Here is a 21114-nt window from a genome sequence, read left to right as displayed (position 1 = left end):
TTTCCATGAAACTGCTTCGTCTTGCCGTAGCCGGCGCTTTCGCCCTCGCTTCCATGGTCCTGCCGGCTGTTGCCGGCCCGGATGATTTCCTCACCATCCAGCTGAAGGATGGCCCCGTGGTGATCCAGCTGATGCCGGAAGTTGCGCCGAAGCATGTGGCGCAGATCAAGGCGCTCGCCGCCAAGGGCGAATACGACAATGTCGTCTTCCATCGGGTCATCAACGGCTTCATGGCGCAGACGGGAGACGTGGAGTTCGGCAAGCAGGGGGGCAAGAGCTTCAACCCGGCTCGCGCCGGCATGGGCGGCTCTGAGATGCCGGATATTCCGGCCGAATTCTCGAAAGTGCCGTTCGAGCGCGGTATCGTCGGCATGGCGCGGTCGCAGGATCCGAATTCCGCGAACTCGCAATTCTTCATCATGTTCACCAAATATCCGAGCCTGGACGGCCAGTATACCGCCGTCGGCAAGGTCGTGTCCGGCATGGAACTGGTCGACAAGATCAAGCGTGGCCAGGGTAGCAATGGCGAGGTCAGCAATCCCGACAAGATGATCAAGGTCACCGTCGGTAAGAAGTAGGCCGCAGGGAATTAAACGAAAGGCGCCCCTGTCGCAGACGACAATCGGGTGCCGAATTAAGGAGAAAGCATATGGCCGAGATCAAAGATCCGGAAAACACCCTCATCATGGAAACCACCAAGGGCAAGGTCGTCATCTCGCTTCTGCCCGACCTGGCGCCGGGGCACGTCGCCCGCGTTAAGGAGCTTGCCCGCGAGAACGCCTATGACGGCGTGGTTTTCCATCGCGTCATTCCCGATTTCATGGCCCAGACGGGCGACGTGAAATTCGGCAAGCAGGGTTCCGAGAGCTTCAATCCGGCCCGCGCCGGCATGGGTGGCTCGGAAAAGCCGGACCTCAAGGCTGAATTCTCCGCCGTCCCGCATGTCCGCGGCACCTGCTCCATGGCCCGTTCGCAGAGCCCGAACTCGGCCAATTCGCAGTTCTTCATCTGCTTCACCGACGCCCCGTGGCTGAACAAGCAGTACACCGTGTGGGGCCAGGTCATCGAAGGCATGGACTTCATCGACCAGATCAAGAAGGGCGAGCCGGTCAAGGATCCCGACTCGATCGTTTCGGTCCGCGTCGCCGCCGACGTCTGATCTCGACGGAACGAATGGCCCGCTCCGTCTGTCGGCGGGGCGGGCTTCGCTTTTTTGGAAAATTCATGCGCGTCGATCTCTTCGACTTCGATCTCCCGGAAAAAAATATAGCGCTGAGGCCCGCGAGCCCGCGTGACAGCGCCCGGCTGCTCGTCGTGCGACCGGAAGGCCAGCCGGTGCTTGCCGATCACCGCGTGTCCGATCTGCCGGGTTTCCTGAAACCAGGCGACGCGCTGGTCTTCAACGACACCAAGGTCATACCGGCCCAGTTGGAAGGCATCCGCCACCGCGAGGGAGCGGGGGGGCAACAAGTGTCCGCGACGCTGCACATGCGCGTCGCGCCCGATCGCTGGAAAGCCTTCGCCAAGCCGGGAAAACGCATCAAGACCGGCGACCGGATCGAATTCGGCCATGGCGGCAATGCCTGCCTGATTGGTTCGCTTGCCGCAACCGTGGAAGACAAGGGCGAGGGCGGCGAAGTCACCCTGCGCTTCGATCTTTCCGGTCCGGCACTCGACGAGGCGATCATGGCGGTCGGGCACATTCCGCTGCCGCCCTATATTGCCGCCAAGCGCCCGGAAGATGCGCAGGACCAAAAGGACTACCAGACCATCTACGCCCGCGAGGAGGGTGCCGTCGCGGCGCCGACGGCCGGCCTGCATTTCACGCCGGAGCTTTTCGCGGCACTTGATGCCGCCGGCATCGAACGGCATTTCGTGACGCTGCACGTCGGGGCAGGGACCTTCCTGCCGGTCAAGGCGGACGACACGGCCGAGCACAAGATGCACCAGGAGATCGGCCATGTCAGCGCCGAGACCGCGGCGCGGCTGAATGCAGTGAAACGCGCCGGCGGGCGCGTCGTCTGTGTCGGCACCACCTCTTTGCGCCTGATCGAGAGCGCGGCTGCCGATGACGGCACGGTAAAACCCTGGAGCGGCGCGACCGGCATATTCATCACGCCGGGCTACCGCTTCAAGGCGGTCGATATGCTGATGACCAATTTCCACCTGCCGCGATCGACGCTGTTCATGCTCGTCTCGGCCTTCTGCGGGCTGGAGACGATGCGCGCGGCCTATTCGCACGCGATCACAACCGGCTACCGCTTTTACTCCTATGGCGATTCCAGCCTTCTTTTCCGGGACAACCGATGACCGAGACTTTCCAGTTCAATCTCAAGGCCACCGATGGCGGCGCGCGGCTTGGCGAAATCACCATGCCGCGCGGCACGATCCGCACCCCGGCCTTCATGCCGGTCGGCACGGTCGGCACCGTCAAGGCCATGTATCTCGACCAGGTGCGCGATACCGGCGCCGATATCATTCTCGGCAATACCTATCACCTGATGCTGCGCCCGGGTGCGGAGCGCGTCGCCCGGCTTGGCGGCCTGCATGAGCTGATCCGCTGGAAACATCCGATTCTCACCGATAGCGGCGGGTTCCAGGTCATGTCGCTGTCGGGCCTTCGGAAGCTCGACGAGAAGGGCGTGACGTTCAAGAGCCATGTCGACGGCAGCCTGCACCACATGTCGCCGGAGCGCTCGATCGAGATCCAGGGCCTGCTCGGCTCCGACATCCAGATGCAGCTCGACGAATGCGTGGCGCTGCCTGCCGAGCCCAAGGAGATCGAACGGGCGATGGAACTGTCGCTGCGCTGGGCCGAGCGCTGCCGCGTCGCTTTCGGCGATCAGCCGGGCAAGGCGATGTTCGGTATCGTCCAGGGCGGCGACCAGCCCGAGCTTCGCATCCGCTCAGCCGAAGGCCTGAAGCAGCTCGACCTGAAGGGCTATGCGGTCGGAGGGCTTGCCGTGGGCGAGCCGCAAGACGTCATGCTGAAGATGCTCGAAACCACGCTTCCCGTTCTGCCGTTCGAAAAGCCGCGCTACCTGATGGGCGTCGGCACGCCGGACGACATGCTGAAATCGGTAGCGCGGGGCATCGACATGTTCGATTGCGTCATGCCGACCCGTTCGGGCCGCCATGGGCTTGCCTTCACCCGCCGCGGCAAAGTCAATATCCGCAACGCCCGCCATGCGGAGGACATGCGGCCGCTGGACGAGGAATCGAACTGCCCGGCCGCGCGCGATTATTCCCGCGCCTATCTGCACCATCTGGTGCGCGCCGACGAGGCGCTTGGCGGCATGCTGCTCTCCTGGAACAACCTGAACTACTATCAGGATCTGATGAAGGGCATCCGCCAGGCGATCGCCGAGGGGCGGTTCGCCGATTTCTACGCCGAAACCCAGGAAATGTGGGCGAGGGGCGATATCGATCCGGTCTGAGTAAGGCCGTCAGATACCCTGGCTGGCGGTGTTGCGGATCATCCGCACGCCGTTGACCTTGTAGGACCCGTCATCCATCAGCCGCATTTCGTAGATGGCCGTCCAGTCCTTCCCTTCCCTGGCGCTGATCATCACTTCCTGCAGCACCACTTCCCCGCCGCCGATCATCTTCGAGCGGCCGAAGGCATAGTTGCCGGCGTGATAGACGGGCTCGTAGGTTTTCCGCACCATATCCAGGAACCGGTCCTTGTTGGGATAGAGGCTGCGGATCCCGGGCGAGGCGAAGGAATAGGCCTTTTCCGCGTCATCCTGCATGAGCGCGGCGATCTGGCCGGAAATCACCGCCTGGGCATTGGCGACGGGATCTTCGGCTTTGACGGCGGTGAAGGAACAGAGAGCGAAACACAGAACGACTGTAAGATATCGAGCCAGCATCGGGCTTTCTCCAGGGGCGAGCACCAGAAGGCTAGCGCCTTTGGGCGCTAGGAGAAGATGGCGCGTGCGGGTTTTTTGCGCAACGCCTTTCTTGAACGCAAACGAATCCGAATGATTACAGAATGATGACGCGTCGAGGCGGCCGCTGCCGTTATCCGCACATTTTCGTGATAATTCCGCTCATCGGTGGCGCAGGGCAGGGTCCCGTTATCGCGGCTTGTCGGTATCGGCCGACACTGTCAGGAATGCGACGGGAATATTGATTCGCCCGGACATGCTATTTCGATGAAAAACCTTTTGCCGCCGGCTCTCCTCTATTTCAGCAATGCCATCCTGTTCATTTCGCTGTTCACCCGATTGCCGGCTATCCAGGCGTCGCTCGGAATCGACAAGGCCGGCCTCGGTCTGGCGCTGCTGAGCGCCCCTGTCGGTACCTTTCTCGCTTTGCCGCTTGCAGGACGTATCAACGACCGCTTCACGCCGCGGCTGACGGCACTCGTCACTCTGCCGATCTGCGCCATGCTCACGCCCGCGCTGACCGTCTTTCCGGTCGTGGGATTTGTGATCTGTTTCTTTCTCTTCGGTTTCTTCCGCACGATTTTCGACGTGGCTGCCAACATGATTTCCGCCGGTATAGAACAGCGAACCGGCCGGAAGGTGCTGTCCCGCAGCCACGGTTTCTGGTCGGTGGGTCTGCTGGCCGGCTCCCTGTGTTCCGGCTTCCTGGCCGAAAAGGCGGTGACGCCCTTGGTGCAGCAGACCATGGCCGCCGGTTTTGTCGTCGCGGCGTGCCTGCTGGTGTTCTGGATCACCCCCAAGGAGGCGTCTCCGCAAACGCGACCCGACCACAAGCGCGGGGCATATGTGCTTCCGGACAGGATGATCGTGCTGATCTGCGTCATGGTTTTCGGCCTCTGCATCGTCGAGGGCGCGGTCTACGATTGGGGTATCTTTTTTCTGCGCGAACAGCTGAAGGCTGATCCGGCGATTGCCGGCGTGCTTTATGCGGCCTTCACCGTCGGCATGGGGCTGACGCGACTTTCCGGCGACATGCTGCGGGACAGTTTCGGATCCATAGTGCTGATGCGTTCCTCGGCCGTTTCCGTCGCCCTTGGGATTGTCCTTCTCGTGGCGACACCGAGCCTGACGCTTTCCGGCCTGGCGCTTTTCCTGATCGGCTGCGGCGTGGCGCTCGCTTACCCCCTCGCGGTCTCGACGACGATCGAGCTTGGCAAGGGTCAGCCGTCGGAAAACCTCGCGGCACTGGGCCTGACGCTGATGTTGTCGACGATCGGCGTGCCGCCGCTACTCGGCTTCATTGCCGAACATGTCGATCTCGTCGCGACCTTCCTGGTGCTGCTGCCTTGCGTCCTGGTCAGCTTCCTTATGGCGCCCGTCGCCGAGGGCCGCCGCCCGTCATGGCCGCGCCGGCGCCGCTAGCGGCTAAACTGCCCTGTGGGAAAATCCGGCAAGGATAGGGCCTGCCCATAATTGGCCACAAGAGTCGGTAAGGGGTTGAGACCGCTGGCCTTAGCCGTTAGACAATGAAACCGGATTTGCCGAAAACAGGTGACACTGTGATCGACCCTTATGAGATGCTTGGTGTTTCGCGCGAGGCGGATGGCGTAGCCATCAAGTCGGCCTATCGCAAACGCGCAAAAACGGTTCATCCGGATGCCGGCGGCGACGTCGATGCATTCGGAAAACTAACCGTGTCCTATGAACTGCTGTCCGATCCGGTACGCCGAAAAGTCTACGACGATACGGGTTACGACCCGGAACTCGCCGACACGAAGGACCTGCAGGGGCTGGTGATTCTCGAAACATTGGTCAACGAGATCATCCTTGACGAGCGCGAGCCGGGAAGTTTCGATCCGGTCGCCGCCATACGTCGCAAGCTGACCGACAAGATCGTCAATGCCCGCTTCCATATTCTGGAGATGGAGCGCCACCGCGCCCGCATCCGCAACCACATCGACCGTATCGGCCGCAAGCCCGAGACGGACGTGCTGGGCCGCATGCTGAAATCCCGGTGTGAAGCGATCAACGACGCGATCGGCAGGGCCGAGACCGAGATCGAGAATATCGAGCAGGCCTACGGCATGCTGGACGGGTATTCCTATGAGGTCGAGGTGATCGAGATCAAGACCGCCGCCGAGTGAGGGCCGCGGCACGTCTCTTGACACCGAAGTCAGCTTGAAGACATAGCTTCAGACCATTCAATTCAAAGGGTTTTCGATGGCATTGACCATACGGGAGGGTGTTCGCGGGGATGCCGCGGCGCTGCTCGGCTTCATCCGCGAGCTGGCAATCTACGAAAAGGCCGAGCACGAGGTCGCGGCCACCGTCGAGACGATCGAAAGCTCCATTTTCGGCGAGACGTCGGTGACGCGGGCGCTGGTCTGCGAGCAGGACGGCGTTCCCATCGGTATGGCGATCTGGTTCTTCAGCTATTCGACCTGGCAGGCAAGAAACGGGCTTTATCTCGAAGACCTGTATGTGACGCCGGCAGCGCGCGGGCTCGGCGCCGGCAAGGCGATGCTGAAGCGGCTGGCTCAGATCGCCGTCGAGAACGATTGCGGCCGGTTCGAATGGAGCGTGCTCGACTGGAACGAGCCGGCGATCCGGGTCTACGAGGCGATCGGCGCTGAGCCGATGAACGAGTGGATCCGCTATCGGCTTTCGGGCGAGACGCTGAAAAGCTTTGCCGAAGGCTGATGGGGCAGGCGAGGTTGACGCTGGACGCGTGACCGTTATAAAGCCAGCGCACTGGAAGAGTGTCCGAGTGGTTTAAGGAACCGGTCTTGAAAACCGGCGTGCGGGAAACCGTACCGTGGGTTCGAATCCCACCTCTTCCGCCATAACTGCTCAGGTCCGCACTAAGCACGATATTCTGCGCAGCAGCTAATTCGCACTCCGATCACCAACCGGCTATTGTCACGCGGCAGTCTAGGATAGGCAGTCCAACATCCACTGGACACCGAACCGATCGGTGAGTTTGCCGTAATAACTCCCCCACGGCTGCACCGCCAGATGTGTGGTAATCTCGCCGCTATCGGCAAGCGCCGTGAATAATCGGTCTGTCGTGGCGCGATTGTCGAGGATGAGCATGTGAGCGGAGCCTCGCATCGGCTCGGCATCGTGATTGTCCGAGGCGAAGAACAGAAGACCCGGTCCCTCGAAGCGGGAGTGCATGACTTTGCCGCGCATACCTTCACAGGCGAGCGGCACTCCGTGGTCGCCGTGACGCATGAGCGCCGTGACGCGACCAAGGCCACATCTGGTATAGAAGTCGAGCGCTGCTTCACACTGGGTCGTGAAAAAGAGATAGTTGGCAAGCTGCATGGCATGGCCTCCAATGAGGTACCAGACCGCGAAATCTTCGCGTTTCGCAGTCCAGCCTTGAGGAATTTATAGATGCGAAACGCTACAGGGTGACACCGGAGCCCGCTATGGCTTCGATCAAGCTGGCATTGTCGTAGCTGCGACCGGCGATGCCCCAGGCTCCTTCGGGAGCGTAGACTATGTTTGACCAGATATGTTCACGCTTCAGCCGTCCCCCGGCCGCCTTTTCGACGATATCCGTTGCCTTCTCGATAAAAGCGCTTTTCGCCTCAGGCGTCGCCAGGGCGATCTCGGGGAGCTTAAGTTCGACAAAAGCTGCTGCCACCACCTTGCCACCGGCAAGTACATGTTCCTTCGGCAACACGTTGATCGAGCCGACGATGTTGGCCGTCATGAAGGCATTCCCCGTCAGACCCGAGACTTCGAGAATCGCGTCTGCTAGTCCGGAAAAGGCCTCGGCCTGCGCTTGTGGCGATAGCAGGCCTTCGGGCACGGTGAGCGTAATGGGCATGGAGTTCTCCTCATTTGAACAGGAAAGGCATTTGATATATACCGAATGCTCTCTATCCATAAACACCGATCTCTCTTTATTCAAGCGATAAAGAGAGATCACTCTCAATGAGGACGGCATGCGCTACAGCCCGGAGCATAAGCAGGAGACCAAATCGAAGATCGTGGCGGCGGCGGGCCGGGTTTTCCGGAAGGAGGGCTATGGCGGCGGCGGCATCGAAGCATTAACCAAGGCCGCTGGCGTGACCAACGGCGCCTTCTATGGGCACTTTAAGTCCAAGAGCGAAGCTTTCCGCGCCGCCGTGCTGTCGGGCTTGGAAGAGTTGCGGCTAGGGATTGCAGCGCTCAAAGGCAGCGAACAGACAAACTGGCTGACGACCTTTGTAGGATTCTATCTTGGTTACAAACGGACCTGCGATCTTGGCGAAAGCTGTGCCTTGCCGAGCCTGTCCACCGACGTGATGCGCGCCGATGACGATACGCGCGCTGCTTATACGGCTGAGCTGAAGCGTCTCGTCGACGAGGTCGCCGCAGGTTTGCCGGAGAATGATGCTCCAGGCACGTCCGCCGGTTCGCAAAAAGATCAGGCTATCGTCCTGCTCGCCATGCTCAGCGGAGGCGTTACGCTTGCCCGAGCCGTATCGGACCCGGAGTTGTCGGACCGCATCGCCCACCTCGTAGGGCAGGCAGCGTTACGCTTGGCCGGCCCGAAGGCGTTGGACAGCGCGCATTCAGGTTCTGCCGACCATTGAAGTTGTGCGACGTTAGAGGGGCTATAGCGTACATGTCGTGCCCATCTTCGTTTGTTGGCGTATCATGATACCGCGCAGCGATAGCTTACCTCTTGTCACCGCGGCTCCACCGATAGGCTCAGATAGGTCGGATCGAATTCGGCCACGTCCTTCAGTCGTTCCCAGTCGAGAATGGTGATCGTATGGTTGGACCAGGAGATCAGGCGTTCACGCCTGAGCGTCTGGATGACGCGGTTCATGTGGACGAGCGACAATCCCAGTACGTCGGCCATCTCGCCCTGCGAGAGCGGGAGGTGGAAGGCCCAGCCGTTGGTGCGGCGGACCACGTCCAGCCGGACATAAAGTTCGCAGAGAATGTGGGCGAGGTGCGAGACTTTGGAGCGCCGCCCCATGGCCACGATCCAGGCGCGGTGGATCGAGCCGTGGATCAGCGTATCGAGCCACAACATCCGGGTCAGGTGCGGATGCTGTTCCGTCACCTGCTTCAGGTCCGCATGGTCGCAAAGGCTGACGTGGCAGGGAGAAAGCGCGATGACGCCGTGATCCATGGTTTTCAGCAGGAAGGCATGCAGGTCCACGAAATCGCCGGCGACGTGGAGCGCCGTGATCTGCCTGGTGCCTTCCGCCGTCAGCTTGTATCGGGCAGCGAACCCATCGACGAGCAGGCTGCTGTGGCCGGGTCTCGATCCCTCGACCACCAGGTCCTCTCCCGCTAGGAAGCGTCGTTCACGGCCAACGATGCGCCTGAGGATGTCGCGCTCTTCATCGGTGAGAAGGTCATGCTGTTCGAGGTTGAGAAGTAAGGAGTCGATCACGGTTATCCTCGGCGGGTGTCAATATCCGGGGAAAGAACGGATGAGGAGGCCATATAGATCCCTCGAACACACTGACCACTGGGCGGGAACAAATGCCCGCGAAGGAAATTCGGTCGCTAGATACTCAAGGCAGCGAGCATGGAATGGCGCGATATTTCTTCGATTTGATCAACGGTGACGGGCCTGTGCGTGACAATGAGGGCCAGGAAATTTCGACCCGCGAGGAGATCAGCCGGGAAGTGAGCCGGATCCTGGCAGATATCGCCCGCGAGGAGTTTCCCGAGCGGGGGAAGGGCTCGATCTCCATCGAGGTGCGCAACGAGTCTGGGCAGTCGGTATTTACTGGCCACCTGTCGTTCCAGACACAATGGCATGATGATCCGGAACTTTGACTGTGCAATATCTGGATTTGCCACATTAGTCTTAGTTTGCGGTAATCGTTGTTAATGCATGATTAACCATATCAAATAGAATTTTATCTTTTCCCCCGTTTTCGTTCGCATTTTCGCCGCGATGCTAGCAAAAGTTCGCTTCCATTGTGTCCGTCGGCATAGGGGTATGTCCCGGACCGGTTCAATGGCTGTGAAGGCGGTGCGATCGCGAGGATCGTTCGCAGCCTGATGCAGTGAAGGCGGCATGGGACGGATGAGTTTGGGTGTGAGTGGCGGCAAGCTTTCGCTGGGTGCGAAATGGCTCGGGATAACGATGGTCTGCGCGGGGATGGCATCCTGCGCGACGACAGAGGCACCGAAGTCGAAACCCCGCAGCAAAGAGTATTTCTCCGAAAAGGAATATGGGGTCAAGGCGAGCCCGCGCGTGGTCGGCGACGGCCGGCCGGTGCCGAAGGGTGGCGGCCGGTTCATGGTCGGCCAGCCCTATGAGGTGAAGGGCCAGACCTACGTTCCCAAGGAGGATCCGAACTACAACAGGAGCGGTCTTGCCTCCTGGTATGGGTCCGCCTTCCACGGCCGTCTGACCGCCAATGGCGAAGTCTATGATAGCGACCACCTGTCGGCCGCGCATCCGACGTTTCCGCTGCCGAGTTATGCCCGCGTGACCAATATCGACAACGGCACCTCGGTCATCGTCCGGGTCAACGACCGCGGCCCTTACCATCCGGGCCGCATCATCGACGTTTCCGACAAGACGGCCGAAATGCTGGATATGAAGCGGATCGGCACTGCCAAGGTCAACGTGCAGTATGTCGGCCGCGCCCGCATGGACGGCAAGGACATGCCGTTCCTGATGGCCTCCTACATCCGCAAGGGCGATCGCCTGCCGTCGATCCGTCCGGAAGGCCAGATCGCAACCGGCGTCATGGTCGCGTCGAACCAGACGCTGGGCGACCAGCTCCAGAGCTACGGCTCGGCTATGCCGCGCCCGATCGCGCTGGCAGGCCGCACGCCAAACGGCCCGGCGCCGGCAGCTTCCGCACCCCAGGCCTTCGAGGCATTCGAGAATTTCTCGACATTGCCGCAGGTCGGTCCGCACCCGATCGAACGGCCGGTTGCAGGGGTTGCGCCCGCGCAGAACCGGCAGGTCGTCTCTGCTTACCCTGTCGAGGCTCAGGCGCGGCCGTCGCAGGGCCGGAACCCGGAAACCGCCTATTCATCCGCTCCGCAGGCAAAAGCCCCGCAGGTCGTGTTCGGCAACGTGGTGCTGGAAGGTCCCAAGGCCGCTCAAAAGCCCGTGCGCTAGTTCATGGGCGATTGCAGGGTGCAATCGCCACTGCTACGCATGGGGAAGGACGGTTCGTGGGGTGATCATGCGGCGCCTGCTGATTCTGCTTTGCCTAGTATTGCTGCAAGTATTCCTGCAAACCGGCGCGCCTTCGGGAGCCGTCAGCGCGCAGGAACCGCCGCCCGCCTTCGTGACCAAGGCGAAGCAGGTCTATATGGTCGAGGCGAAGACCGGCACGGTGCTGCTCGCCTCCAACGAAAACCAGGGATTCCCGCCGGCCTCGCTCGCCAAGCTGATGACCATGGAAGTGGTTTTCAGTGCGCTGAAGCGCGGTGAAATCAGCCGCGAGACCGTCTTTCCGGTTTCCGAGTTTGCCTGGCGCACCGGCGGGGCGCCCTCGGGCACCACGACCATGTTCGCGGCGCTGAAATCCCAGATCCGTGTCGAAGACCTCATCAGGGGCGTCGTCGTCCAAAACGGCAACGATGCCTGCATCGTGCTGGCGGAAGGTATTTCCCGTTCAGAAGCCGAATTTGCATCCCGGATGACGGCGCGCGCCAAGGATCTCGGGCTCGGTCGTTCCGTCTTCGGCAATTCCACCGGCCTGCCGGATACGGAGAGCCGCACCACCGCCCGCGACCTCGTCGAGCTCTCTCGTCATATCTTTCGCGAATATCCGGAATTCTATCCGATCTACGCCCAGCCGGATTTTACCTGGAACAAGATCTTCCAGCGCAACAAGAACCCGCTTTTCTCGCTCAATATGGGCGTCGACGGACTTGGGGCCGGTTTTGCCGAGGGTTCGGGTTATGCGCTGGTGGCGTCGGTGGCACGCAACGGCACGCGGCTCTTCCTCGCGATGGGCGGGCTTGCGAGCGACAAGGAGCGGCTGGAAGAGGCGAGAAGGGTGCTCGAATGGGGGTTGTCTTCGTTCGAGACCAAGGTCCTGTTCAAGCAGGGCGAGGTGATCGGCCAGGCGAGCGTCTATGGCGGCACGTCGAGCCATGTCGATCTCGTCGCCAAAGAACCGGTCGATATCTATCTGCCGGCCAACAATCCCGACCGCCTTTCCGGACGAATCGTCTATCGCTGGCCGCTGAGGGCCCCGGTGACCGAAGGCCAAGATGTCGGCGTGTTGAGGATTTCCTCGGGCGACCGGGTGGTGCGGGAAGTGCCGTTGGTGACCGCCCGGCCGGTCGGAACCGGCAGCCTCGTCAGCCAAGCAACGGACGCGCTGCTCGAACTGATGTTCTTCTGGCTTTGACAACACGATGTTTCGCAGCGCACCCATATGGGTTATAAGCTGAAGCATAAATTGAGTGCGGAAAGACGCGTGGCAGAACATTCCGGATTGTTCGTAACTTTCGAAGGCGGCGAGGGGGCTGGCAAATCCACCCAGATTCGCCGGCTTGCAGATCAGCTGCGCCGCCGTGGCCATGATGTGCTGATGACCCGCGAGCCTGGCGGCTCGCCGGGGGCGGAAGCCGTGCGCCACGTTCTGCTCTCGGGGGCCGCGGAAGAATTCGGCGTGCGCATGGAGGCGATCCTGTTTGCCGCCGCCCGCAACGACCATGTCGAGGAAGTCATCCGGCCGGCGCTCGAAAGCGGCGCCGTCGTGCTCTGCGACCGGTTCATCGATTCCTCTCGCGTCTATCAGGGCGTGACCGGCAATCTGGAGCCTGATTACATCGAGGCGCTGCAGCGGGTGGCTATCAATGGCGTGGTGCCGGATTGCACGCTGATCCTCGATCTGCCGGCCGAAGTCGGGCTGAAACGCGCCCGCAAGCGCGGCGCCGACAGCGCGCCCGATCGTTTTGAGCGGGAAGAGATCGAAACCCACGAAAAACGCCGCGAGGCCTATCTCGAAATCGCCGAGTCGGAACCGGAACGCTGCTATGTGGTCGATGCCGAGCGCTCCGAAGACGAGATCGCCGACGAGATCTTTGCGATCGTCGAGCCTCTGGTGCGGGAACTGAGCTTTACCCAGAAGAGCAGCGCGGAATCCGTCGGATGAGCGAGGAGACCGCCGGTATTCTGGAAGGCGCCGTGCCGCCGGCGCGCAATCCGCATCTCTATGGGCATCAGGCCGCCGAGGAATTTCTGGCGCGCAGCTACCGCTCGGGGAAGGGGCACCACGCGATCCTGATCGAGGGGCCGGAGGGGATCGGCAAGGCGACGCTCGCTTTCCGCTTTGCCAACCACGTGCTTTCGCATCCCGATCCCGCGACTGCGCCCGATCATCTCGCCGATCCCGATCTCAATTCGTCCGTCAGTCGGCAGATCGCGTCCGGCGCCTCGCACAACCTCCTGCATCTCACCCGGCCGGTGGACGAGAAGACCGGCAAGACGAAAACTGCGATCACGGTCGACGAGGTGCGCCGGGCCGGGCATTTCTTCTCGCAGACGTCAGGCACCGGCAACTGGCGGATCGTCATCATCGATCCGGCCGACGATCTCAACCGCAATGCTGCGAACGCCATCCTGAAGATTCTCGAGGAACCGCCGCGCCGCGCGCTCTTCCTGGTCCTCTCGCATGCGCCCGGAAAACTGCTGCCGACGATCCGCTCGCGATGCCAGTCGCTGCGGTTGTCGCCGCTCGTTGACCCGGATCTTGCGAAGGCGCTCGCGGGCCTGGGTACGCCGCTCGACGGCGGCAAGACGGAAGAGATGGTGCTGGCCAAGTCCAAGGGCAGCGTTTCCCAGGCGCTGAAACTCCTGAACTATGGCGGCACCGAGATCATCTCCGCCTTCGAGGAGGTGGTCGCGGCCGATGGCCCGACGGCCCGCAAGGCGATGCACCGGCTGGCGGATGTCCTGTCCGGCAAGGACAGCGAAGTGATCTTCGGCTTTTTCCTGGAGCACCTGAGCGATCACCTGATCGCCAAGGCGCGCAACGCGGCCCTTGCCGGCGATCTTCCGACCGCCGACCGGCAGGCGAAACTGGTCAGCGACATGACCGAGAAGATCACCATCGCGCAGGCCTATAATCTCGACCGCAAGCAGACGATCCTGTCGATCCTCGATGCCGCGCGGCGTTGATCGAAGGGCAGGGGCGGGAACCGCATAAGGAACTTTGTGTTTCGCATCAGCGAAACATGCGCTAAGAGCGGCATGATCCAAATCCAAGTGCCCGAGTGCCCCTGATGTCCGACAAGACGCCCTATTACATCACCACTGCGATTTCCTACCCGAACGGCAAGCCGCATATCGGCCATGCCTATGAGCTGATCGCGACGGATGCCATGGCGCGCTTCCAGCGCCTGGACGGCAAGGATGTTTTCTTCCTGACCGGCACGGACGAGCACGGCCAGAAGATGCAGCAGACGGCCCGCGCCGAAGGCATTGCGCCGGAAGCGCTTGCCGAGCGCAATTCCGGCGAGTTTCGGGCGATGGGCAAGCTGCTCAACGCGTCCAACGACGATTTCATCCGCACCACCGAGCAGCGCCACCACGAGGCCTCCAAGGATATCTGGAACCGGATGGCCGACAATGGCGACATCTACAAGGATACCTATGCCGGCTGGTATTCGGTGCGCGACGAAGCGTTTTATGCCGAGGATGAAACGTCGGTCCGCGATGGCGTCCGCTACGGGCCGCAGGGCACGCCGGTGGAGTGGGTTGAGGAGTCCAGCTACTTCTTCAAGCTCTCCGAATATGGCGACAAACTGCTGAAGCACTACGAGGAAAACCCGGATTTCATCGGCCCCAACGAGCGCCGCAACGAGGTGATCTCCTTCGTCAAATCCGGCCTGCGGGACCTGTCGGTATCGCGCACGACCTTCGATTGGGGTATCACGGTACCGAACGATCCGGCGCATGTGATGTATGTCTGGGTCGATGCGCTGACCAACTACATCACCGCAACCGGCTATATGGAAGACCCGAACGGCCCGCGTGCCAAATATTGGCCGGCGGACGTGCATATCATCGGCAAGGACATCATCCGCTTCCACGCGGTCTATTGGCCGGCCTTCCTGATGTCGGCCAGGCTGCCGCTGCCGAAGCGCGTCTTTGCCCACGGCTTCGTGCTGAATGCAGGCGAGAAAATGTCTAAATCGGTCGGCAATGTCGTCGATCCGTTCGAGCTTCTGGAGAAGTTCGGGCTCGATTACGTGCGCTATTATCTCTGCCGCGAGATTTCCTTCGGCCAGGACGGCAATTGCAACGACCAGCTGATCGCCGCCCGCGTCAATGCGGATCTGGCCAACGGCATCGGCAACCTTGCAAGCCGTTCGCTGTCGATGATCGTCAAGAATTGCGACGGCCATGTTCCGGAACCGGGCGAGCTCACCGACGCCGACCGGGAACTGCTTGCGGCGGCCGACGGCCTGATCGCCGTCTGCCGCGAGGAAATGGACAAGCAGCTGATCAACCGCGCTCTTGCGGCGATCATCGGTATCGTTTCCGAGACCGACCGTTATTTCGCGGCGCAGGCGCCGTGGGTGCTGAAAAAGACGGATACTGCGCGCATGGGCACGGTGCTCTACGTGACGGCGGAGGTCGTGCGCCAGATCGCCATTCTGCTGCAGCCGTTCATGCCGGAATCGTCGGCCAAGCTGCTCGATCTCGTGGCTTCTCCGGCCGACAGCCGTGATTTCGCGGCGCTTGGTGAAGCCGGTCGCCTGAAGCCCGGCACGCCGCTGGAAGCCCCGACGCCGGTCTTCCCGCGTTATGTGGCGCCGGAAGCGAGCGCATAAGGCTTATCCATGCTGATCGATACCCATTGCCACCTGGATTTTGCCGATTTCGCCGAGGAGCGCGACGCGATCGTGTCGCGCGCCCACGAGGCCGGTGTCGGCCAGATGGTGACGATTTCAACGCGGGTTCGAAAACTGGACGGGCTGCTGGCACTGACCGAGCGGTATCCGTCGGTTTTCTGCTCTGTCGGCACGCATCCGAACAATGCCGGCGAGGAGCTGGACATCCAGACCGAAGACCTGGTGCGGCTCGCCAATGCGCATGAGAAGATCGTCGCGATCGGCGAGGCTGGGCTCGACTATTTCTACGACACGCAGACGCCGGCCGACCAGAAGACCGGGCTGATCCGTCATATCGCGGCCGCCCGGGAAACCGGCCTGCCGCTGGTCATCCACAGCCGCAGCGCCGACGAGGACATGGGCGAGATCCTGACGACCGAAAGCGGGAAGGGGGCCTTCCCTTTCATCCTGCATTGTTTCTCGTCGGGCGCCGACCTTGCCCGCCTTGGCGTGGAACTCGGCGGATATGTCTCTTTCTCAGGAATCCTGACATTCCCGAAATCGGAAGACCTGCGCACGATCGCCAAAACCGTGCCGCTCGACCGGTTGCTGGTCGAGACGGATGCACCTTATCTGGCGCCGAAGCGCTGGCGCGGCAAGCGCAACGAACCTTCCTATGTGGTCAATACGGCCGAGGTGCTCGCCGAAATTATGGGCGTCAGCTACGAGGAAATAGCCAAGGTTACCACGGAGAACGCGTTCCGCATCTTCTCCAAGATGCCGAGGCTCTGACCTGTGGCGAGGTATCGGCGCCGCTTCACCATTCTCGGCTGCGCGTCGTCGCCCGGCGTGCCGCGGCTGAATGGCGACTGGGGCGCCTGCGATCCGACCAACCCGAAGAACCGCCGCACGCGTGCCGCCTTCATGGTCGAGCAGATCGCGCCGGACGGCGGCAGCACGGTGGTGGTGGTCGATACCGGTCCGGACTTTCGCGAACAGATGATCGCCGCCAAGGTGCAGCGGGTCGATGCGGTTCTCTACACCCACGCCCATGCGGATCATCTGCACGGCATCGACGACCTGCGCGGCTATTTCATCCTGCAGCACCATCGCATCCCGATCTACGCCGATCCGGTCACCATGGACCGGATCCGCCAGGGGTTCGGTTATTGCCTGGAAACGCCGCCGGGCGGCAATTATCCGCCGATCGTCCGGCCGTTCCTGATCGAGACCATGGACGAGCCGATCGTCGTGGACGGGCCGGGCGGACCGATCCGTTTCCTGCCGCATCTGCAGGTGCACGGCGACATCCATTCGCTGGGTTTCAGGATCGGCGACGTGGCCTATTGCAGCGATGTCAGCGATTTTCCACCTGAAAGCGTGCCGAAGCTCGGCGGGCTCGACGTGCTGATCATCGACACCTTACAGTACAGATATCATCCGAGCCATCTGTCGCTCGAACAAGCGCTCGAATGGATCGCGAAATTTGCGCCGAAACACGCGATCCTGACGCATATGCATCTTCCGCTCGACTACGACACTGTGATGGCGCAGACGCCGCAGCATGTCGAACCAGCCTATGACGGTCTCGCGTTCGAGGTTGCGCTCGATCTCTGATCGATGGCAGAATAGTGGAGTGGCCACAAATCCCGGTTTTCCAGGCCTGGGTGCGTATCGGATAGTTCCATAATCTATCTTATGCGATATTTGTATCACATCGGGAACGTTACTGATGAACGCCCGTTCCCTCCCGCTGAGGCTTCCCGGACCGTTGGCCTCTTCGTCAAGCTCGGCGCAAGCAAGCGTCCCTAACGTCGGCCTCACCCGGAATGATTCCGGTTCAGATTGAGGACAATGATATGTCGAACGAAACTACCCACCAGCCGTCCGAACAGTCGCTCGCGCTGTTTCTTCAGGACAACGACGCCGACAAGCTGACCGACATCCTGGTCGAAGCGCTCTACGAAGCCTTCCGCATTCTCGAGGACGAAGTTCGTCCCGAAACGTTTCACTAAAACGTCCGTGCTGCTCGAGTGCTCGGACATGCTTGTCTTTCGGGTGCGAACATGATTGCCGTTCGGCACTAGCAGCCCTCACGGATTCTCCCATCATGTTTGCAAGCGCCACGCCCTTTCTCACCATCGGCCTTCTGATTCTGTCGAACGTCTTCATGACCTTCGCCTGGTACGGGCACCTGAAATTCGAGAGCAAGCCGCTTTATCTCGTCATCATGGTAAGCTGGGGCATCGCCTTCTTCGAATATTGCGCCCAGGTGCCGGCCAACCGCATCGGCTACGGTTACTTCAATGCAGCGCAGCTGAAGACCATTCAGGAGATCATCACGCTCTCGGTCTTCGTCATTTTCTCCGTGCTTTATCTCGGCGAGCCAATTCACTGGAAGCAGATCGTCGGATTCGGTTTCATCGCGCTCGGAGCCTTCTTCATCTTCACGAAATAGAGCGGATGCCGGGAACCGGCGCGCCGCACATGTGTTCGGGCCACCATGACATCAGGTGGTGCTATGAAGAAATCGGGCGATATCCGGATCGGCATTTCGGGCTGGACCTACAAGCCCTGGCGCGGCGTGTTTTACCCCGAGGGTCTGCCGCAGAAGCAGGAGCTGACCTACGCGGCCGAGCATTTCCGCTCGATCGAGATCAACGGCACCTTCTACGGACTTCAACGGCCGGACAGCTTTGCCGCCTGGTATGACGCGACACCCGATGACTTCGTCTTCGCGATCAAGGGGTCGCGTTACATTACTCATATGCGCCGCCTCACCGATATCGAAACGCCGCTCGCCAATTTCCTGGCGTCCGGCGTCCTGCGCCTCGGCAAGAAGCTCGGGCCAGTCCTCTGGCAGTTTCCCCCGCGGATGAAATTTTCAACGGAACGTTTCGAGCCGTTTCTGAAGCTGCTGCCGAAGACGACGGGAGATGCCGTCGACCTCGCGGCGCGGCACGACTCGCGCCTCGACGGGCGCGACTATGTGGAGACGGATGCGGATCGGCCGATCCGCCATGCATTAGAAATCCGCCACGACAGCTTCCGCTCGCAGGATTTCATCGACCTGCTGCGTCACTACAAGGTCGGACTGGTCGTCGCGGATACGGTCGAGTGGCCCCTCCTGATGGATATCACCGCCGATTTCGTCTATTGCCGCCTGCACGGCTCCGAGCAGCTTTATGTGAGCGGATATGATGACGAGGCTCTCGACCGCTGGGCGCAGCTCATCCGCCAATGGACGAAGGGCCGCGATCCGAACGACGCGGAACGCGTGGGGCCGCCTTCCCCGCCGCGTGCGCATGGGCTGGATGTCTATGTCTACTTCGACAACGACGTGAAAGTGCGCGCTCCCCGGGATGCGCAGGCCCTCGCCGACCGGCTTGACGCGGGGCCGATTTCGTCGATTGCGAAGACCGCCAGACGCGCCTGAACGGGAGGTTTTCGCTTTTCCGTCGGCATGCCTTCATTTCTATCTCGGTTTGATTTAGAGACAGTCCTTCAATCCGCCTTTTCCGGGCGGTAGGACTGTTCGCAAGGTATGTTGATCGATGCTTGATTCCCTCAGAAACGCCGCCCGCTCCTGGGTTGCCAAGTCGCTTCTCCTGCTTCTGGTTGCCTCGTTTGCCGTCTGGGGTGCTTCTCAGTCGTTGGTAACGACCGGCGGCAACACGGTAATGACCGTCGGGGACCAGCAGATTTCGAGCGAGGAATTCCGCCTCGCCTACCAGCGGCAGATCGCCAATCTCAGCCGCCAGTTCGGGACGCAGCTGACGGCCGAGCAGGCTCGCGCCTTCGGCATCCAGAACGAGGTGTTCACGCAGCTCGCAGCCGGCGCCGCGCTCGATCAGCTTTCCGACGACATGAACCTCGGCCTTTCGGAAGACCGCCTCGCCAACCTGATCGCCGAGGACCCGGCCTTCAAGGGCGTCAACGGCCAGTTCGACCGCAACCTCTTCACCTCTCGCCTGCGCAATGCCGGCATTCGGGAGGACGATTACATCAAGGAACGCAGCAAGGTCGCGGTCCGCAGCCAGATCGTCGAGGCGGTTTCGGACGGCTTCCAGCCGCCGAAGGTGCTGGTCGATGCCTTGAAGAGCTATCGCGACGAAACCCGCACGATCGATTACATCCTGCTCTCCAACGCCAATATCGACCCGGTGAAGGCGCCGGCAAACGATGTACTCGCCGCATGGTTCGAGGGCGTGAAGACCCGTTACCGCGCACCCGAATACCGCACCTTCACCTATGTGAAGCTGCAGCCGGGCGATATCGCCGACGCATCTTCGATCACCGACGAAGCGGCGCGCGCCGAATATGACAAGCGCAAGGACAGCTTCAGGACGCACGAAACCCGCACGATCGAGCAGCTCCCCTTCCCCAACAAGGAAATGGCGCAAGCGGCCGCGACGCAGCTGAAGGACGGTACCGCGACTTTCGACCAGATCATCAAGGATCAGGGCAAGACGGCGACGGACGTTCTGCTCGGCGATTTCACCAGGGAGAACGTGCCTGATCCGGCCTTTGCCGATCCGGCCTTCAAGGTCGCTGCCAGCGGCGGGACGACGCCGGTCATCGACGGCACCTTCGGCCCGGTCATCCTGCGCGTCACCAATATCCGCCCGGAGACGACGCGTTGGTTCGACGAGGTCAAGGAAGACATCCGCAAGCGGCTTGCCGTATCTTCCGCGTCCAAGGAAGTCCTGAGCGTCCACGACCGTTTCGAGGACATGCGCAGCGGCGGCACCTCGCTCGAGGAGACTGCCAAGGCGCTCAACCTCAAGGCCGTCACCGTGACAGCCGATGCCTCCGGCCGCGACGAGAAGGAGCAGCGCATCACCGAACTGCCGGCTTCCACCGCGCTGCTCGGCGATGTCTTCCGGACCGAGCCGGGCGCCGACACCATTCCGGTCAACCTCGGCAATGACGGTTATGTCTGGTTCGAGGTGCGCAACATCGGGCCCGAGCGCGACCGACCGCTCGCCGATGTGCGCGAAAAGGCTGTTGCCGACTGGACCGCCGAACAGCAGCGCCAGGCGCTCACCGCCCGCGCGACCGAACTCAAAGGCCGCCTCGACAAGGGCGAGACGCTTGCAGCCATCGCCACCGAACTTGGCGTAGCGGTCGAAAACAAGCAGGGCCTGCGCCGTGGCGCCGAGGATGCGATCTTCGGCAACGAGGCGATTTCGGCGGCCTTCTCCGGCCCAGTCAATAAGACTGCGACCGCGATCGGTTCCGACGGTGAAAGCCGCCTTCTGATGAAGGTGGCTGCCGTTGACCAGGCAACGACGGATGCGGTTTCCGGCGACCAGCAGCTGCAGCAGATGGCGAACGCTGCCGGTGACGACATGCTCGATCAGATGGTCAACAGTCTGAAGGACAGCTACGGCGTGTCCGTCAACCAGACCGTCGTCGATCAGGCCATGCTGCAGTAAACCAG

General features: G+C 61.5%; 24 protein-coding genes and 1 tRNA gene. 21 read left to right on the top strand and 4 right to left on the bottom strand.

Features of this window, described 5'->3' with window-relative positions:
- Positions 1 to 5 precede the first annotated feature (5 nt).
- From C5L10_RS15420 to tgt, 4 genes are all read left to right on the top strand, one after another.
- The gene (locus C5L10_RS15420; RefSeq protein ID WP_105430390.1) at positions 6 to 578 is read left to right on the top strand and encodes a peptidylprolyl isomerase; all 573 of its coding nucleotides are present in this window, start codon (positions 6 to 8) and stop codon (positions 576 to 578) included.
- 71 nt (positions 579 to 649) lie between these two features.
- Positions 650 to 1159, top strand: coding sequence for a peptidylprolyl isomerase (locus C5L10_RS15415; protein ID WP_046633694.1), 510 nt, complete (start codon positions 650 to 652; stop codon positions 1157 to 1159).
- Between the two features lie 65 nt (positions 1160 to 1224).
- Positions 1225 to 2310, top strand: a complete 1086-nt coding sequence (queA, locus tag C5L10_RS15410) for a tRNA preQ1(34) S-adenosylmethionine ribosyltransferase-isomerase QueA (RefSeq protein WP_105430389.1) — start codon at positions 1225 to 1227, stop codon at positions 2308 to 2310.
- A complete protein-coding gene (gene tgt / locus C5L10_RS15405; protein WP_105430388.1) occupies positions 2307 to 3437 on the top strand; it encodes a tRNA guanosine(34) transglycosylase Tgt in 1131 nt (376 codons plus the stop codon). Before queA ends, tgt begins: the two co-directional genes overlap by 4 nt.
- Positions 3438 to 3446: 9 nt before the next feature.
- Here the strand turns inward: tgt and C5L10_RS15400 are convergent, their stop codons facing one another.
- Positions 3447 to 3872, bottom strand: a complete 426-nt coding sequence (locus C5L10_RS15400; RefSeq protein ID WP_105430387.1) for a DUF4864 domain-containing protein — start codon at positions 3870 to 3872, stop codon at positions 3447 to 3449.
- Positions 3873 to 4157: 285 nt separating this feature from the next.
- Here C5L10_RS15400 and C5L10_RS15395 point away from each other — a divergent pair, with 285 nt between their 5' ends.
- The 4 genes from C5L10_RS15395 (at position 4158) to C5L10_RS15380 (ending at position 6733) form a co-directional block, all read left to right on the top strand.
- Entirely contained in the window at positions 4158 to 5312 is a 1155-nt protein-coding gene (locus C5L10_RS15395) for an MFS transporter (RefSeq protein ID WP_105430386.1), read from the top strand.
- Between the two features lie 137 nt (positions 5313 to 5449).
- Positions 5450 to 6034, top strand: coding sequence for a J domain-containing protein (locus tag C5L10_RS15390; RefSeq protein WP_046633704.1), 585 nt, complete (start codon positions 5450 to 5452; stop codon positions 6032 to 6034).
- Positions 6035 to 6110: 76 nt separating this feature from the next.
- Entirely contained in the window at positions 6111 to 6590 is a 480-nt protein-coding gene (locus tag C5L10_RS15385) for a GNAT family N-acetyltransferase (RefSeq protein WP_105430385.1), read from the top strand.
- Positions 6591 to 6643: 53 nt separating this feature from the next.
- Positions 6644 to 6733 (top strand) — tRNA-Ser (locus C5L10_RS15380).
- Between the two features lie 88 nt (positions 6734 to 6821).
- On the opposite strand, the gene C5L10_RS15375 is transcribed toward C5L10_RS15380, so the two are convergent.
- Positions 6822 to 7217: a VOC family protein gene (locus tag C5L10_RS15375; RefSeq protein ID WP_105430384.1), complete on the bottom strand. Its 396-nt coding sequence runs from the start codon at positions 7215 to 7217 to the stop codon at positions 6822 to 6824.
- Positions 7218 to 7299: 82 nt separating this feature from the next.
- Positions 7300 to 7728 carry a Tautomerase enzyme gene (locus tag C5L10_RS15370; protein ID WP_105430383.1) on the bottom strand — a complete coding sequence of 143 codons (429 nt, stop codon included), beginning with the start codon at positions 7726 to 7728 and terminating at the stop codon, positions 7300 to 7302.
- 118 nt (positions 7729 to 7846) lie between these two features.
- On the opposite strand from C5L10_RS15370, the gene C5L10_RS15365 reads away from it, so the two are divergent.
- Positions 7847 to 8479 carry a TetR/AcrR family transcriptional regulator gene (locus tag C5L10_RS15365; protein ID WP_105430382.1) on the top strand — a complete coding sequence of 211 codons (633 nt, stop codon included), beginning with the start codon at positions 7847 to 7849 and terminating at the stop codon, positions 8477 to 8479.
- A gap of 95 nt (positions 8480 to 8574) precedes the next feature.
- Here the strand turns inward: C5L10_RS15365 and C5L10_RS15360 are convergent, their stop codons facing one another.
- The gene (locus C5L10_RS15360) at positions 8575 to 9294 is read right to left on the bottom strand and encodes a Crp/Fnr family transcriptional regulator (protein ID WP_105430381.1); all 720 of its coding nucleotides are present in this window, start codon (positions 9292 to 9294) and stop codon (positions 8575 to 8577) included.
- A 92-nt stretch (positions 9295 to 9386) separates the two neighbouring features.
- Between C5L10_RS15360 and C5L10_RS15355 the strand changes: the two genes are divergently transcribed.
- The 12 genes from C5L10_RS15355 (at position 9387) to C5L10_RS15305 (ending at position 21109) form a co-directional block, all read left to right on the top strand.
- Positions 9387 to 9686, top strand: a complete 300-nt coding sequence (locus C5L10_RS15355; protein ID WP_371411942.1) for a hypothetical protein — start codon at positions 9387 to 9389, stop codon at positions 9684 to 9686.
- A gap of 253 nt (positions 9687 to 9939) precedes the next feature.
- Positions 9940 to 10992 (top strand): septal ring lytic transglycosylase RlpA family protein, encoded by a 1053-nt coding sequence (locus tag C5L10_RS15350; protein WP_105430412.1) that lies wholly within the window; start codon positions 9940 to 9942, stop codon positions 10990 to 10992.
- A gap of 67 nt (positions 10993 to 11059) precedes the next feature.
- Complete coding sequence (locus C5L10_RS15345; RefSeq protein ID WP_105430380.1) at positions 11060 to 12238, top strand: D-alanyl-D-alanine carboxypeptidase family protein; 1179 nt, start codon at positions 11060 to 11062, stop codon at positions 12236 to 12238.
- A 27-nt stretch (positions 12239 to 12265) separates the two neighbouring features.
- Positions 12266 to 12988 (top strand): dTMP kinase, encoded by a 723-nt coding sequence (gene tmk, locus C5L10_RS15340; protein WP_371411941.1) that lies wholly within the window; start codon positions 12266 to 12268, stop codon positions 12986 to 12988.
- A complete protein-coding gene (locus tag C5L10_RS15335) occupies positions 12985 to 14013 on the top strand; it encodes a DNA polymerase III subunit delta' (RefSeq protein ID WP_105430379.1) in 1029 nt (342 codons plus the stop codon). Before tmk ends, C5L10_RS15335 begins: the two co-directional genes overlap by 4 nt.
- 104 nt (positions 14014 to 14117) lie before the next feature.
- Positions 14118 to 15671 (top strand): methionine--tRNA ligase, encoded by a 1554-nt coding sequence (gene metG / locus C5L10_RS15330; RefSeq protein ID WP_105430378.1) that lies wholly within the window; start codon positions 14118 to 14120, stop codon positions 15669 to 15671.
- 9 nt (positions 15672 to 15680) lie between these two features.
- On the top strand, positions 15681 to 16463 hold the full coding sequence (locus C5L10_RS15325) for a TatD family hydrolase (RefSeq protein WP_105430377.1): 783 nt from the start codon (positions 15681 to 15683) through the stop codon (positions 16461 to 16463).
- 3 nt (positions 16464 to 16466) lie between these two features.
- A complete protein-coding gene (locus C5L10_RS15320) occupies positions 16467 to 17288 on the top strand; it encodes an MBL fold metallo-hydrolase (RefSeq protein WP_105430376.1) in 822 nt (273 codons plus the stop codon).
- 242 nt (positions 17289 to 17530) lie between these two features.
- Complete coding sequence (locus C5L10_RS33680) at positions 17531 to 17686, top strand: hypothetical protein (RefSeq protein ID WP_172717047.1); 156 nt, start codon at positions 17531 to 17533, stop codon at positions 17684 to 17686.
- Positions 17687 to 17781: 95 nt separating this feature from the next.
- Positions 17782 to 18129: a DMT family protein gene (locus C5L10_RS15315; protein ID WP_037082394.1), complete on the top strand. Its 348-nt coding sequence runs from the start codon at positions 17782 to 17784 to the stop codon at positions 18127 to 18129.
- Positions 18130 to 18192: 63 nt separating this feature from the next.
- Positions 18193 to 19107, top strand: coding sequence for a DUF72 domain-containing protein (locus C5L10_RS15310; RefSeq protein WP_105430375.1), 915 nt, complete (start codon positions 18193 to 18195; stop codon positions 19105 to 19107).
- Between the two features lie 118 nt (positions 19108 to 19225).
- A complete protein-coding gene (locus tag C5L10_RS15305; RefSeq protein ID WP_105430374.1) occupies positions 19226 to 21109 on the top strand; it encodes a peptidylprolyl isomerase in 1884 nt (627 codons plus the stop codon).
- The last annotated feature ends 5 nt before the right edge of the window (positions 21110 to 21114 follow it).

Source organism: Neorhizobium sp. T6_25 (genome assembly GCF_002968555.1).
Lineage (GTDB): Bacteria > Pseudomonadota > Alphaproteobacteria > Rhizobiales > Rhizobiaceae > Neorhizobium.
The sequence above is the reverse complement of the archived record's forward strand: the minus strand, read 5'-3'. Positions and strand labels throughout refer to the sequence as shown.

Bases quoted from the DNA above. Each gene is read 5' to 3' on its own strand.
- C5L10_RS15420 (WP_105430390.1), top strand. From the start codon at position 6: ATGAAACTGCTTCGTCTTGCCGTAGCCGGCGCTTTCGCCCTCGCTTCC.
- C5L10_RS15415 (WP_046633694.1), top strand. From the start codon at position 650: ATGGCCGAGATCAAAGATCCGGAAAACACCCTCATCATGGAAACCACC.
- queA (WP_105430389.1), top strand. From the start codon at position 1,225: ATGCGCGTCGATCTCTTCGACTTCGATCTCCCGGAAAAAAATATAGCG.
- tgt (WP_105430388.1), top strand. From the start codon at position 2,307: ATGACCGAGACTTTCCAGTTCAATCTCAAGGCCACCGATGGCGGCGCG.
- C5L10_RS15400 (WP_105430387.1), bottom strand. From the start codon at position 3,872: ATGCTGGCTCGATATCTTACAGTCGTTCTGTGTTTCGCTCTCTGTTCC.
- C5L10_RS15395 (WP_105430386.1), top strand. From the start codon at position 4,158: ATGAAAAACCTTTTGCCGCCGGCTCTCCTCTATTTCAGCAATGCCATC.
- C5L10_RS15385 (WP_105430385.1), top strand. From the start codon at position 6,111: ATGGCATTGACCATACGGGAGGGTGTTCGCGGGGATGCCGCGGCGCTG.
- C5L10_RS15375 (WP_105430384.1), bottom strand. From the start codon at position 7,217: ATGCAGCTTGCCAACTATCTCTTTTTCACGACCCAGTGTGAAGCAGCG.
- C5L10_RS15370 (WP_105430383.1), bottom strand. From the start codon at position 7,728: ATGCCCATTACGCTCACCGTGCCCGAAGGCCTGCTATCGCCACAAGCG.
- C5L10_RS15365 (WP_105430382.1), top strand. From the start codon at position 7,847: ATGCGCTACAGCCCGGAGCATAAGCAGGAGACCAAATCGAAGATCGTG.
- C5L10_RS15355 (WP_371411942.1), top strand. From the start codon at position 9,387: ATGCCCGCGAAGGAAATTCGGTCGCTAGATACTCAAGGCAGCGAGCAT.
- C5L10_RS15350 (WP_105430412.1), top strand. From the start codon at position 9,940: ATGAGTTTGGGTGTGAGTGGCGGCAAGCTTTCGCTGGGTGCGAAATGG.
- C5L10_RS15345 (WP_105430380.1), top strand. From the start codon at position 11,060: ATGCGGCGCCTGCTGATTCTGCTTTGCCTAGTATTGCTGCAAGTATTC.
- tmk (WP_371411941.1), top strand. From the start codon at position 12,266: ATGGGTTATAAGCTGAAGCATAAATTGAGTGCGGAAAGACGCGTGGCA.
- C5L10_RS15335 (WP_105430379.1), top strand. From the start codon at position 12,985: ATGAGCGAGGAGACCGCCGGTATTCTGGAAGGCGCCGTGCCGCCGGCG.
- metG (WP_105430378.1), top strand. From the start codon at position 14,118: ATGTCCGACAAGACGCCCTATTACATCACCACTGCGATTTCCTACCCG.
- C5L10_RS15325 (WP_105430377.1), top strand. From the start codon at position 15,681: ATGCTGATCGATACCCATTGCCACCTGGATTTTGCCGATTTCGCCGAG.
- C5L10_RS33680 (WP_172717047.1), top strand. From the start codon at position 17,531: ATGTCGAACGAAACTACCCACCAGCCGTCCGAACAGTCGCTCGCGCTG.
- C5L10_RS15315 (WP_037082394.1), top strand. From the start codon at position 17,782: ATGTTTGCAAGCGCCACGCCCTTTCTCACCATCGGCCTTCTGATTCTG.
- C5L10_RS15310 (WP_105430375.1), top strand. From the start codon at position 18,193: ATGAAGAAATCGGGCGATATCCGGATCGGCATTTCGGGCTGGACCTAC.
- C5L10_RS15305 (WP_105430374.1), top strand. From the start codon at position 19,226: ATGCTTGATTCCCTCAGAAACGCCGCCCGCTCCTGGGTTGCCAAGTCG.